The sequence below is a fragment of the Anaerotruncus rubiinfantis genome (assembly GCF_900078395.1).
GTDB lineage: Bacteria > Bacillota > Clostridia > Oscillospirales > Ruminococcaceae > Anaerotruncus > Anaerotruncus rubiinfantis.
In genome coordinates, this window is the sequence record NZ_FKLA01000009.1 from 783,727 (window position 1) to 796,951 (window position 13,225).

Here is a 13,225-nt window from a genome sequence, read left to right on the forward strand (position 1 = left end):
ATGAAAACGAAATTTAAAGATGCAATCACAACGGAGAATATCTGCGCCGTACTCGTGCTTGTATTTTTTATCGCTTACCCGATTATCAGCAGCGCCTATCAGACGCTCAACATGGCAAACTTCCTGATCACAGTAATTTTGGCGCTGAGCCTTGCGCTGATTTGGGGCTATACGGGGATTTTCTCCTACGCGCAGGCCGCGTTTTACGGCATCGGCGGCTATACATACGCGATTCTCTGCAAAAACTTCACCGATCCGGCGCTGACCCCGCTTTTCCTGATCGGCGGCGTGGTCATGGGATTTCTGGTGGCGCTCTTCCTCGGCTACTTCATGTTCTATGGCGGCGTCAACGACGTATTTGTGGCGCTGGTCACCATGTGCTTTACCCTGGTGCTTGAAACTTTCCTGGCGCAGACCGCAGGTTCAGAATGGCACATCGGAGCGGCGCAGCTTGGTGGATTTAACGGCATCAATGCCGTCACCCCGCTCACGATCGGCACCTTCCCAGTCAAGAACCTGGCGCTCTACATCCTGGCATTGCTGCTGGTCATTGGGATTTATCTGGCGATGCGGATCATGGAGAAACGCAACCTCGGCTACTGCCTGCTTTCGATCCGTGAGAACCGCACCCGCAGCGAGATGTTCGGCTACAACACCGCCTTCGTGCAGATGATGATTTTCGCGGTGAGCGGCGCGATCGCGGGGCTTTCAGGCGTGCTCTACACCTCCTGGGGCGGCTACATCGTGCCGTCGGCGGTCGGCATGACCCAGGCGACCATGCCGGTCGTGCTGGTGGCCGCGGGCGGGCGCAAGAACCCGACCGCAGTGGTCATTTTCACCCTCTTTTACCTGTCGCTCTCCCAGAAGCTCGCAGCGAGCGGCAGCCAGTATTCGCTGGTGCTTTTGGGGCTCATCCTGCTTCTGGTCGTCCTGTTTGTCCCGAAGGGGATCATCCATTCGCTGTTTGAAATTATCGACCGGAAAGTGGTCCTGCCCCTCAAAAACGGCAAAGCGCAGGCGGGAGGTGCCGCAGAATGAAAAACCTGATTGAACTTCAGCACGCGAGCAAGCATTTCGGCGGCCTCAAGGCGGTCGACGACGTCAACCTTTCGGTGGAAGAGGGCGCGCTGCACTGCCTGATCGGGCCGAACGGCGCGGGCAAAACCACCATCTTCAAGCTCATCATGGGCATCTATCCGCCCACGACCGGAAAGGTGATCTTCGACGGGCGGGACATCACCAAAATGCCGACCTATCGCCGCGTGCGGGAGGGGATCAGCATCAAGATGCAGATTCCCGGCGTCTATCTCGACCTCACGCTCTACGACAACATCCGTATCGCCGTGCAGAAATATGTGGACTATAAGCAGATTCCGGCGGAGATCGACCGGCTGATCGAACTGGTCGGTATCCGGGAGATCGGAAACCCCCTGGTGCGCAACATGCCGCACGGCCAGCAGCAGTGGCTTGAAATCGCCATGTCGCTCGCTTCAAAGCCGAAGCTTCTGCTGCTCGATGAACCGGCCGCGGGCCTCGGCCCGGAGGAGACCGAGTTCACCGCAAATATCGTGCGCCGAATCAACGAACAGGGCACCACGATCATTTTCATCGACCACGATATGGATTTTGTGGCGCAGATCGCCCGCCGGACGACCGTGCTGCACTATGGAAAGATTTTCGCGGAGGGCACCTTTGAGGAGGTCCACAACAACCAGGACGTCGTCAACATCTACCTGGGCAAGGTATAAATCGGCAGTCACAAAGGACGGTGTTAGTATGTTACGTATTGAGCAGCTCACTTCCGGGTATGGGGAAATCTCCATCATCCGGGATATCTCATTTGAAATCCGCAAGGGCGAAATCGTCTCGGTGATTGGCCGCAACGGCGTGGGCAAAAGCACGCTGATGAAAACGCTGATTGGGCTCATCCGCAATAAATCCGGGAAGATCTATTTTGAGGAAAAGGACATCACCGCCGCCAAGGCGCATGAACGCGCCCAGATGGGTATCGGCTACGTCCCGCAGGGGCACGGCGTGTTCCCGCTGTTGAGCGTGGAGGAAAACCTGCGCATGGGTTCGATGATCAACCGCGCGGAACTCGACAAGAGCCTGGACATCGCCTATGAATATTTTCCGCGCCTTGGCGAACGGCGCACCCAGAAGGCGGGCACCCTCTCGGGCGGCGAGCAGGCGATGCTTTCGATCGCCCGCGCGCTGGTCGGACGGCCGAAGCTGATCCTGCTCGACGAGCCTTCGGAGGGCATCCAGCCGAACCTTGCGCAGCAGATCGGTGAAATTGTGCAGCGCTGCAGCCAGGACATGGGCTTTACCATCATGCTCTGTGAACAGCATATGGGTCTTATTCAGCAGGTTTCCCAGCGCTGCTACGCGATCGACAAGGGTACGATTGTCGGCACAGTCGAAGGGGAAGAGATTAAGGACTACAACAAGATCAAAAAATACCTAACAGTATAAAACAAACGCAAAATGACAAGGAGGATTCGTTATGCGCGTTATCGAGCAGGTTGGGGAACACAGTTTTGCATTCAACCGTTATCTGGAACCGATCGCCCATGTCAAGCCGGGCGAGGAGATCATGCTTTACACCGAGGACTGCTTCAAGGGCTTGGTCAAATCTGAAAGCGACCTGCCCTGCGAGGTGCTCACCAACGCCGGATATTTAAATCCGCAGACCGGCCCGATCTACATCGACGGGGCCGAGCCGGGCGACACGCTGGCGGTGCACATCCTTGCGATCGAACCAAACCGCGACTGGGCGGTCAGCTGCATCCAGAAGCCGCTGGGCGGTCTCACCCCGAATAAGTTTACCCGTATGCTCAACGAACCCATCGGGGAAAAGACCTGGATCTACAAACAGGATGAAAACGGCAACTTCACCCACGACAAATATCTTTCCTTCCCATGGGAGCCGTTTTTGGGGACAATTGCGACAGCTTCCGCCCTGGAAGTTATTTCCGCGTTGACACCGTACGAACAGGGTGGTAATATGGACACTCCGGACACCTGCCCCGGAAACATCATCTACCTGCCGGTTGAGGTCGATGGCGCCTATTTCTTCACCGGTGACGTCCATGCCAAGCAGGGGCAGGGAGAGCTGTGCGGCGTGGCGCTCGAAATCGCGGCGAAGGTAAGCCTTCGGTTCGAGCTCATAAAGGGAAAGAAGATCAAATGGCCCCGCATCGAAAGCCCGGAGGAACTGATGGTTGTGGGCAGTGCGAAGCCGATGGAGGACGCCGCGCGCATCGCCTATGCTGAGCTGATCGACTGGATGGCCGAATACGGCTGGGATAAGCTGGAGGCGTATCAGGCGCTCACCCAGGACGGAAAACTTTACTGCGCCAACATGGTTGACACCGTCTATTCGATGGTGGCCAAGGTCAATAAAAAGCTCGCGCGCCGCGAATAAATCGGTGGAAACCGAAATACATATCCCATTGAGCTCCCTGCCGGCCTTCGCCGACGGGGAGCTGCGGCATTGCTGGAGATCCTGCGGATGCCGCGGCTGTTTCAAATGTACGGACAGATTGGAGGGAACACATGTATACCCTTTTCATTGTGGATGACCGGGAAATTTTCCGGCGGCAGTTTAAGCGCTTTCGCATCTTCCAGGACAACAGCCGGTTCCAGGTGCGTTTTGAGGCCCAGAACGGACAGGAGGCGCTGGAAATCCTGCGCCGGGAACAGGTGGACATCATGATCACCGATATCCGCATGCCTGTGATGGATGGGCTGGAGCTGCTCAAAAAAGCGCGGGAGGAAGCGCTTTGTCCCTGTATCATCCTGCTGAGCGAATATGCGGATTTTGCTTACGCCAAGCAGGGGATCGTGCTGGGCGCGTTCGACTATGTGGTCAAGCCGATCAATCAGGACACGCTCACTGAGCTGCTCGACCGGTGCGCCGCGCATCTCGCGTCGCTGGCGCAGGGAGCGGGGTACGACAACAACGCCCTGCGCATTCTGCCGTCGCTCATCCTCAAAAACGACGACTACTCCGCGACAATCAGCCGGCAGATTGCCGGCCGGGTTTGCAGCCTGGAGGGGGAGGAGCCGGAAAAGGCATGGGCGTCCTTGGAATCGGTGCTGACGGAAATACGGCAGCAGGTGCTGAAAACACAGCCGCATATGGAGGACTACTGTGATTTCGACGCGTTGTTTTCACTCGATAAGACAGCGGCGCCGGAAAAGATGGCGGACAGCTTTTGCGGCAAGGTGGCGGAAATTCAAAAGGAGATCAACAAATTCTCGGTCAGCACCAAAAGCGAGCTGATTCAGTCGGTCTGCAACACGGTTGTCAAAAATATCGAAAACAACCTTTCGCTGCAGGGAGTGGCCGACCTGCATTTTGTCAACAAGGCGTATCTCAGCCACCTGTTTAAACAGGAGCTGGGGATGAGCTTTGTGGATTACCTGACAATGGTGAAGATAGAACGCGCCAAGATCCTTTTGGGACGCAGCAACCTCAAAATCTATGAGATCAGCGCGCGGCTCGGCTACTCGGACACCGAATATTTCAGCCGGGTGTTCAAGCAGTTCACCGGGCTCACCTCCACCGAATACCGCCAGCTTTGCTCAAACGGGGAGGAGGATGCCTGATGCGCGCGGCATGGAAGGAGCTCCAGCCGAAAAAGGTGGCCGTTGCGCTGTTCTGCGGGTGGCTCGCCCTGCTTGCGACACAGTTCCCCATTGTGCTCGACAATGTGTACGACACGCAATTCATCTGGCAGCTCGTCTTTCCCATGCTGGTTGCAACCGCTTGGGAACCGGTTTACGCCTACATCACCGGGATCGGCGGGCTGGTGTTCCTGCTGCCTTTTGGGGAAATGCCCGGACGCGGGCTTGGAAACCTGCTCATCGGGTTGCTTTACCTGTTGCTGCTTCTGGTATGCGGGCACTTTTGCAACCGCGGCAAACGGCGCTGCAACTATTACCTGGTGCATGTGCTTTACGCGGCTTTTTATTTTGTTGTCATCGTACTGTTTTATAAGGAAGCGCTGCTGCACAATCCGCCGGGGCGGTATCTGGACCGCTTCATCTCCCCGGTCATCCTGCGGGTGCAGGCAATCACCGTGGTGTTCTGCATCCTGGCGCTCGCAGCCTTTGTCAAGGTGCTGATTTCCCAGCCTGCGGTGCGAAAGCTCCTGTGGATGCCGCCGCTTGCCTATTCCGACCGCAATAGCTCCCTCTTTTTTATTTCCTTTATGGTTGCGTTTGGGTTCTTTATTGTGGATGGCTTTTTCGAGGCTTTCTATTTTGAAAGCCGCGGAATTCACACCTCGCTGCTTTCCAGCAGTTTTGGGCAGATCATCAAGCTGCCGATCGTTTTTGCGGTCGCCTGTATGATTTGCGACGCAATCATCAGCAGCACCATGCGCAGCCAGGAGTCCCACGATAAGCTGATGAAGAGCGAAGAACGCTATCGGATGATCTTTCAGCATACGGCGGACGCCTATTTTGAAATCGATGCTGACGGCGTGGTGCTCAATGTGAACCCTGCCATCTACACAAATCTCGGTTTTACGCCGGGATATATTCTGGGGCAGCATATCAGCCTCCTGTTTCATGACAAAGAGGAGATCAATGGCCTGCTTACCCGCCTGTTCACCTCGGAGCAGGTCACCAATATTGAGATCAAAGGGATGCTCAGCAACCGGATGAACTGCAGCCTGCTGGTGTCCGGAAATGTGATGCGCCTCGGGAAACAGCGGCTGGCGGTCATCACCGCCCGCAATATCTCCGATTATAAAAAGGCCGAGGAGAAACGCTGGGAGCTTTCCGCGCTGCTCAACGCGATTTTTGAAAGCAACAAGGATTTCATCTGGACGGTCGACTGCCGCACCTTTGCTCTGATTTCCTTCAACCAGGCGTTCAGCCATTATATCCGGGACAATTTTGGACGGGCGATCCGCCCGGGCAGCGCGCTGGAGGAGGTCTTTTCCGGGGAGGACCAGGTCCTGTTCGCGCATTATTACCGGCAGGTGCTGGAAAAAGGGGATTTTTCAGTGGAATATACCGCGCTGGGCGGCGCGCTTATCCTGAATCTCAATTTTTATCCGGTTAAACTGAACCGGGATATTGCCAGCATTGCGGTCTTTACCAAGGACGTCACCGCCCAGAAGCGCGCGGAACGCAAGATTGTGGAGCTTAACGCGGGCCTCGAGCAAACGGTGGAGGAGCGCACCCAGGAGCTGCGCACCGCCTACCATGATCTCGAATCTTTCAGCTACACCGTCACTCATGAATTCAAAACCCCGATCCGCGAGATCGACGCCTATCTGGAGATCATTCAGGAGGACAATTACGACACGCTCACCGCACAGTCGAAGGAAGATATCCTCTCGGCGAAAAAGGTCTGCACCCAGACGCTTGATATGATCCAGAAGATGATGATCTACACCAAGGCAGGCTTCATGGTGCTCAATATCGAAAAGATCGACATGAAGAAACTGGTGCTCGAATGCTTTAACGATATCCAGCAGGCCAACGAATCCAAAAACCTGGAGTTGGAGCTCTACGAACTGCCGTCCCTGTATGCGGACCGGTTCCTGATGCGCGTCGCGGTCATGAATGTGATGTCCAATTCAATCAAGTTTTCGCAGACACGCGAACGGATTGCGCTGGTTGCCGGTTATATGAGCGGGGGCGGGCAGGTCACCTATTACTTCAAAGACAACGGCGTGGGGTTTGAACGCGCGCTTGGCAACAATCTGTTTGAGCTTTTCAACCGCGCGCACAACAGCAGCGAATATGAAGGCAGCGGGATCGGCCTGGCGCTGGTCAAGCGAATCCTCAACCGCCACGGCGGACAGGTTGGCATTGTGGGGGAAGCCGGACGGGGCTGCGTGGTATTCTTCACCTTTCAGCATCCGGCAACCCCACGGCTGCCGGATGCATAAAAAGAGCCGCTCATTTTTGAGCGGCTCTTTTGACAGCGGCAGTTTCTATTGATGCAGCAGGCAGGAATCGATGACGGAGAGCAGCTGCTCTGCAGCCTCATCGGGGCCGAGCTGTCCGGTTGCGGTTTTGCGCAGGAGGGGAAAAGAACGAACTTCCAGCGCGTGCGAATCGATGAAATTCCAGACCTCGCGCCCGCAGCTGCGGGATATGATTTCGGGAAGCTGCTGGTACCATGGGAAAAGGCTGAGAATATTGGGGTTGCGGTAGATTTCAGCATGCGGTGACAGGCCGCCCAGTGTGGTGAAAAGCTCGGCCTGCTGTGCGCCGCAAGCCCAATGGATGTACTGTTTGGCGGCTTCAGGATTTTTGCAGTTGGCATGAATCGAGAGGGCTCCGCCCGTGATGTAAGTGTTGCCGCCGGGCAGCGGCGCGAAACCGAGGAGCCCTCCCACGGTGTTGGTGTGCAGCTGCACAATATTGGAGGTGTAGTTGAGAAAGACCTGTTCCATCGCCGTCTGGCCATGGATGAAATGATCGAGCGTGGCGCCGATCCAAGCTTTCTGGCGCATGGGAGCGGCGTGTTTCCCGTAGGCATGCAGCGTCCGCAGGCTTTGGAGCACCGCGTTCGGTTCGATCCGGGCGCCTGGCCGGGAAAAATCCGGATTCTCCGCATGGTTGAGATAGAGCAGGATAAAGTTGGAACAAAGCTCGGCGGCGGAACCGAGCGGGACGCTTGTGCCAGCCCGCAGGGGGGATTCCGGGTTGGCGGCCCGGTCGAAGAACCCGGCGATCCGGACAAATTCCATATAATTCTGCGGGGCGGCCAGCGCCGCCCCATATTTTTCATAATAGGTGCGCCGCAGGACGAGGTCCTCGAACAGGTCGCGCCTGAAGAAAAGCATCCCGGCGCCGATGTCGAAGGGAATAGCCAGCCGTTTGCCTTCGATGCGCGAAAAATCCCGCACGACCCGCGGGAACATCCCGGCGGTTAGACTGGAGAACTCCTCTTCAGTAAACGGATAGAAAAGCCGGGCAGGCAGCAGCGAAAGGATGCTCATATTGTTGCGCACAAGATCGAACTGCTCGTCCGCCCCGGAAGCAAGCACCGTTTCGAGCATTTCGCTGGGGATCTGCTGGATGTATTCCACTTCAATTCCGGTGCGCCGGGTAAAATCCGGCGTGATGCGCAGGAGTGCGTCAGTGGTCTGCCCCTTGGTGATCAGCACCCGCAGGGTGACGGGCTTTGCAAGGCGCGGCGTCGATACGACGGGCAGATCACGGCCGAATCCGCGTGCGGGCAGCAGCGTGCGATGCCGTCCGTTCGGCCGCGTATTCCGCCTGAGAAGCTCCAGCATACGTGACGCGGCCGCGATCCCGGCTCCCAGATAATCGAGGCAGTAGCGGGCTACCTGCGGCGCCTGCAGATGCAGGCCGTCCCGGGACAGGACAATGACCGGCGGACAGTCCCCGGTCGAGCCGACCCGCGCCGCGAGCTGGACATGCGCAAGGTAGCTGCTGTTGGTCAAAACGAGCGCGTCCGGACGCCTGCCGTCGCGGAAAAATTCGAACGGCGCGGTGGAGGAAGCCGTGCGATCGGCATAGATATACTGGATTTCGATCGGTTGCGCATCAGGGAGGTTGACGGCCTGCTGAAGCCCCCTTACGAGTTCCCGGTCGTCCGGATAGTAATGCGGGCCGGCCAGGACGCCGGCGCAACGGTAGCCCTGCGAGAGCAGGTAACGGCCAAGCTCATGCCCGACCCGCCGCAGGTCAAAGCCGATATATTCATCCGCGCCTTTCACCTCACGCAAGGCGTGTACGACCCGTCCCCCATTGACCAGCACCGGTTTATAAAGTGTGGGATGGTCGATGCAGCAGGAGATGGTGATCGCGCCGGAAAGACGCAGGGCAGCGATCTGGCGGACGATCTTTTCTTCGGTGTAAGGGCAGCTGTCGGTCAAAAAAAGCTGCACGGAATAACCCTGCTGTTCAGCATGGGTTTTTGCGCCGGAAAAAAAGGCCGCATAGCGCTCATCCTCGATATTCGGGAGGATGACGGCGATTTCGGGGGAGAGCGGCGCGTCCTTGCGCAGCTGCTTGGCCTGGGCGTTTGCCACATAACCGAGTTCACGCGCGGCTTTTTGTACCGCTAGGATCCGTTCCACGCTGACATTGCCGCGTTCATTGAGCACATTGGAGACGGTACCCTGGGAAACCTTGGCCAGCCGGGCAATATCTTTGATGGTCGCCATGCGATCCCTCCTCAATGCCAAAAGCATACAATAGATTTCCTTTCGCGTCAACCACAAACGCCCGACTCAGGCAAAAAATTGAAACGTTATATTGACACGTTTCAATTATTGTGTTATTGTAAAAAAAACATCAGCGGTTTAGCAGGACAAAGCATCCCGGCCGCTCATAAAGGAAGGTGCAGCATTCATGGAACAGGATATCGTCCGTATCGCACAGGACGCCATCATGACCTATTACAGCACGGATGACCCGGAAAACAAGGCGTATGCGCTTGCGGTCAACGCGCAGGTTTCGGATGAGGCCCGGCGGATACATAAGGAATCAACCATCATCGATATGTGCAGCTTCTATCTGGAGGCTGACAACTGGCATCTGCGGGAATCGGGCGTCACAGCCCTCAATCTCACCGTCCCCGGCGTCTTCGACGGGATGGAACAGGCGCTTTCCAACATGATCTACCACTATGAGGTCATCAAGAACAGTCCGAACCTCTTCGCGCTGATGGAGCGCCCGGACGATATCCGAAATGCCAAGAAAGCGGGCAAGATCGGCGTCATCATCGGCGCGCAGTCCTGCCGCTTCATCGAGCATGCGGATCTCGAATCCGCGTGCGAAGTCTTTGCAAAAGTCGGCCTGCGCGTCATGCAGATCGGTTACAATATGCGCACCTTTGCCGCGGACGGCTGCCTGTCAGGTACCGACGCGCCGCTGAGCCGGGAGGGCAAAGTCCTCATCAAGGCAATGGAAAAGGCCGGCATTACCGTCGACTTGAGCCACATCGGCGCGCGCTCCTCGCTCGACGCGATCGAAGCGTGCGAGAAACCCCCGATCTTCAGCCATTCGAACCCGCTTGAGCTCTTCAAGCATCCGCGAAACATCACCGCCGAGCAGGCAAAGAAATGCGCGGCCAAGGGCGGCGTCATTGGCGTTTGCTCGTATGTGCCGATCCTGTGGGATGAAAAACATCATCCGAGTATCGAAAATTTTGTCGACGCGATCTCCTATTATGCGGATCTGGTCGGTATCGACCATGTGGGCATCGGCATCGATTCGAATGCGGAGCCGGCTGCATATGACCGGCATGACACCCGCCATCTGATGCAGCTCGTTTCCCCGAACCGGGAGGTCTATCTCGCGGGCGCCGAAGCGGGACTCGGCAAACGGTGCGCTTTCCCGGAAGGGCTTTACAGCCTGGCGAACATTGTCAACATCGTCGAGCATATGCTGAAACGCGGTTTTGGCGAAGCGGATGTGAAAAAGGTCATGGGCGAGAACTTCCTGCGGGTTTTTGACCAGACCTGGCGTAAATAAGCGGAAACCCCGCCTCTTTTTGACAAAGATGTCCATCCAAGAGGTTGTCCAATTGAACAGCTTTCCGGATGGACATTTTTATACCCGGAAACTCGGCGTACATCTGTACACGACCCAAAAACAGTTTTAGGAGGATTAAAACATGCGAAATCTGAACACTTTGAAGAAGTGCCTGGCCTGCCTGCTGGCAGTCGTGCTGTGCTTTGGCATGGCGTCCTGCTTCGGCCCCAGCTCCGGCTCGAACAGCACGGCGGGGACCGCGTCCGGCGGTGCGTCCGGAGATGCGTCTGCTGTGCGCACCGACGTAAACTATGGACTGACCAGTGACATCGCGTCCCTTGACCCGACTTACGCGACCGACCAGATCACCACCATCGTCTACCGCCAGCTCTACGATACGCTGGTCGACAAGGACGAAAACGGCAATTGGGTCGGCAAGCTGGCCGAGAGCTGGGAGATTTCCGAGGATGGGAAGACCTATACGTTCCATCTGCGCCAGGATGTCATCTGCCACGACGGCAGCAAAATGACCTCCAAAGACGTTGCCACCTCGATCAACCGTCTGGTCGAAGCGCCGGCGTTTGGCGCCGCGATGGTCAGCATGATCGACTGCACCGAAGTGGACGACTATACCGTCGAAATCCACCTCTCCGCTCCGTATGCCCCGACCCTTGAGGTCCTCTACGGCTTCGGACGCATCAGCAGCGCGAACACCACCGACTACGACAGCGCGCCGATCGGAACCGGCCCGTATAAATATGTCTCCCGCAACTCGGGTGACAATATCGTTCTGGAGGCTTTTGACCAGTATTATCTGGGCGAAGCCGCAATCAAGAACCTGACCTTCAAAGTCATCACCGACACCACCACCCAGATCGCCGCCCTGCAGAAGGGTGAGATCGACTTTTTGACCCACTGCCCGCTGACCGCGAAGGCCACCGTCGAGGATGACGGGAATCTGGTCTGGCAGGAGACGATGTTCCGCGGGAACATCTGGGTCAGTATGCGTGAAGACAAAGCCCCGTTTGATAATATCCTGGCCCGCCAGGCCGTCCAGTACGCGGTTGATAAGGACGCGATGCTGATCGGAGGTTCCGAAGGCCTCGGACAGATCCTGAAAACCATCTATCCGGCAAGCGTCGGCGCTTCTCCGGAGGAGGAATATACCCAGCCGTATACCTATGATGTGGAAAAGGCAAAACAGTATCTCGACCAGTACAAGGCCGAAACCGGCGTCAGCGATGTGAAGATCTCGATTCTTGCCCCGGATACCGCCATGTACCTCAACCCGGCGATTACCCTCGAGGGCATGCTGCGCGAGGTCGGATTCGACGTCACCACCGAGCAGATTGACCGCGCCACCTTCTGGGCTTCGCTTTATTCCGGCAACTTCCAGATCGCGGTCAGCGGAACCTCCTGGCCGGTTGCGGATTCGGATGCGAACTATCTGTATTTCCACAGCACCGCTGGCCAGAACTATTTCGGCGTGAAAGACCCGATCATCGATGAAAACCTCGAACTGGGCCGCTCCTCCAGCGATGAAAACGAGCGTCGGGAGGCTTATAAGAAGATTCAGGAAGAGATCGACGCGCAGGCCGTCTGCGTGCCGCTGCTTCAGCCAGCGAACGCCGTCGCTTACAGCGCCAACCTGAAAGGTGTTGACAAGACGAACGATATCTATCAGCACTATGTCTATGACTGGTCCTGGTAAATCCGGCTCCGGCTCTTTGCAGACAGAATTCTGAACACTTTGGATGGAGCCGCATGTTTTTTGCGGCTCCATCCTGCATATAAGGGGGAGAACCGTGCTTAAATATATTGCCAAAAGGCTGCTGATCCTGATCCCGGTGCTTCTCGGCGTGTCCTTCCTGGTGTTTGGCATCCTGGCGCTGATGCCGAGCGAGGTCGCCGCGGTGCAGCTGGGCGTTTCCGCCACCCCGGAGGGGATTGCGCAATGGAATCTGGATCATGGGATGAACGATCCGTTCCTCATTCGGTATTTTAACTACATGAAAGACCTGCTGACTGGAAATCCCGGCATCTCCTGGTCCACAAACACGCCGATTGCGGTGGAGTTTGCGCAGCGCATTCCGGCGACGATTTCGCTTGCCGTGGGCACCATCGTACTGGTCATTCTGATCGGCGTGCCGGTCGGGATTATCTCTGCGGTCAAGCAGTACAGTATTTTCGATAATGTCACCCGTCTGCTCGCCATGCTGCTCACTTCGATCCCGGCCTTCTGGCTCGGGCTCGTGCTGATTTTGAAATTTTCTCTCGACCTCAACATCTTCCCCGCGACCGGAGGAGGGTCGATGATGCATTTCATTTTGCCCTGGATCACCTTGTCGGCGGCGATGTCGGCACAGATGATCCGTATGACCCGGTCCACCATGCTGGAGGTCATCCGGGCGGACTATGTGCAGACCGCGCGTGCCAAAGGCGCGAAACCGATGCGGGTGGTTTTTGTGCATGAGCTGCGCAACGCCCTGCTGCCGATGATCACTGTCGTCGGCATCATTCTGGGGCAGACGCTGGGCGGCGCGATCGTCACCGAGACGATCTTCGCGCTGCCTGGCGTGGGCACCTACCTTTTGCAGGGCATCAACAAATACGATATGCCGGTCGTGATGATCAGCGTGCTGTTTATCGCCGCGATGATTGGGCTCATCAACCTGGTGATCGATATCCTTTATATGTATGTCGATCCGCGGCTGCGCAGCCAATTTGTCAAGAATTGAGGAGGGCT

Annotated in this window: 10 protein-coding genes; 9 read left to right on the forward strand and 1 reads right to left on the reverse strand. The window is 56.7% G+C overall.

Translation table 11 applies throughout. The features are described 5' to 3' along the window. The 6 genes from BN4275_RS09330 (at nucleotide 1) to BN4275_RS09355 (ending at nucleotide 6,914) form a co-directional block, all read left to right on the forward strand. Nucleotides 1-1,038: an ABC transporter permease subunit gene (locus BN4275_RS09330; RefSeq protein WP_066457198.1), complete on the forward strand. Its 1,038-nt coding sequence runs from the start codon at nucleotides 1-3 to the stop codon at nucleotides 1,036-1,038. Beyond that, nucleotides 1,035-1,748, forward strand: coding sequence for an ABC transporter ATP-binding protein (locus tag BN4275_RS09335; protein ID WP_066457201.1), 714 nt, complete (start codon nucleotides 1,035-1,037; stop codon nucleotides 1,746-1,748). The genes BN4275_RS09330 and BN4275_RS09335 overlap by 4 nt, the downstream gene beginning before the upstream one ends. A gap of 28 nt (nucleotides 1,749-1,776) precedes the next feature. Continuing rightward, a complete protein-coding gene (locus BN4275_RS09340; RefSeq protein WP_066457204.1) occupies nucleotides 1,777-2,475 on the forward strand; it encodes an ABC transporter ATP-binding protein in 699 nt (232 codons plus the stop codon). 31 nt (nucleotides 2,476-2,506) lie between these two features. Continuing rightward, nucleotides 2,507-3,427 (forward strand): acetamidase/formamidase family protein, encoded by a 921-nt coding sequence (locus BN4275_RS09345; protein ID WP_066457207.1) that lies wholly within the window; start codon nucleotides 2,507-2,509, stop codon nucleotides 3,425-3,427. Between the two features lie 131 nt (nucleotides 3,428-3,558). Continuing rightward, nucleotides 3,559-4,614, forward strand: coding sequence for a response regulator (locus tag BN4275_RS09350; protein ID WP_066457211.1), 1,056 nt, complete (start codon nucleotides 3,559-3,561; stop codon nucleotides 4,612-4,614). Continuing rightward, nucleotides 4,614-6,914, forward strand: a complete 2,301-nt coding sequence (locus BN4275_RS09355; RefSeq protein WP_066457214.1) for a sensor histidine kinase — start codon at nucleotides 4,614-4,616, stop codon at nucleotides 6,912-6,914. Before BN4275_RS09350 ends, BN4275_RS09355 begins: the two co-directional genes overlap by 1 nt. A gap of 45 nt (nucleotides 6,915-6,959) precedes the next feature. Here BN4275_RS09355 and BN4275_RS09360 read toward each other — a convergent pair whose 3' ends face one another. Beyond that, entirely contained in the window at nucleotides 6,960-9,167 is a 2,208-nt protein-coding gene (locus tag BN4275_RS09360; RefSeq protein ID WP_066457217.1) for an extracellular solute-binding protein, read from the reverse strand. A gap of 187 nt (nucleotides 9,168-9,354) precedes the next feature. Between BN4275_RS09360 and BN4275_RS09365 the strand changes: the two genes are divergently transcribed. The 3 genes from BN4275_RS09365 to BN4275_RS09375 all read left to right on the forward strand — a co-directional run bounded on the left by BN4275_RS09365 (nucleotide 9,355) and on the right by BN4275_RS09375 (nucleotide 13,217). Continuing rightward, the gene (locus BN4275_RS09365; RefSeq protein ID WP_066457224.1) at nucleotides 9,355-10,479 is read left to right on the forward strand and encodes a dipeptidase; all 1,125 of its coding nucleotides are present in this window, start codon (nucleotides 9,355-9,357) and stop codon (nucleotides 10,477-10,479) included. 142 nt (nucleotides 10,480-10,621) lie between these two features. Then, entirely contained in the window at nucleotides 10,622-12,190 is a 1,569-nt protein-coding gene (locus BN4275_RS09370; RefSeq protein ID WP_066457226.1) for an ABC transporter substrate-binding protein, read from the forward strand. Nucleotides 12,191-12,284: 94 nt separating this feature from the next. Then, nucleotides 12,285-13,217, forward strand: coding sequence for an ABC transporter permease (locus BN4275_RS09375; RefSeq protein ID WP_066457228.1), 933 nt, complete (start codon nucleotides 12,285-12,287; stop codon nucleotides 13,215-13,217). The last annotated feature ends 8 nt before the right edge of the window (nucleotides 13,218-13,225 follow it).

Coding starts and splice junctions, on each gene's coding strand:
- BN4275_RS09360 (WP_066457217.1), bottom strand. CDS start 9,167: ATGGCGACCATCAAAGATATTGCCCGGCTGGCCAAGGTTTCCCAGGGT.
- BN4275_RS09350 (WP_066457211.1), top strand. CDS start 3,559: ATGTATACCCTTTTCATTGTGGATGACCGGGAAATTTTCCGGCGGCAG.
- BN4275_RS09340 (WP_066457204.1), top strand. CDS start 1,777: ATGTTACGTATTGAGCAGCTCACTTCCGGGTATGGGGAAATCTCCATC.
- BN4275_RS09335 (WP_066457201.1), top strand. CDS start 1,035: ATGAAAAACCTGATTGAACTTCAGCACGCGAGCAAGCATTTCGGCGGC.
- BN4275_RS09365 (WP_066457224.1), top strand. CDS start 9,355: ATGGAACAGGATATCGTCCGTATCGCACAGGACGCCATCATGACCTAT.
- BN4275_RS09370 (WP_066457226.1), top strand. CDS start 10,622: ATGCGAAATCTGAACACTTTGAAGAAGTGCCTGGCCTGCCTGCTGGCA.
- BN4275_RS09330 (WP_066457198.1), top strand. CDS start 1: ATGAAAACGAAATTTAAAGATGCAATCACAACGGAGAATATCTGCGCC.
- BN4275_RS09355 (WP_066457214.1), top strand. CDS start 4,614: ATGCGCGCGGCATGGAAGGAGCTCCAGCCGAAAAAGGTGGCCGTTGCG.
- BN4275_RS09345 (WP_066457207.1), top strand. CDS start 2,507: ATGCGCGTTATCGAGCAGGTTGGGGAACACAGTTTTGCATTCAACCGT.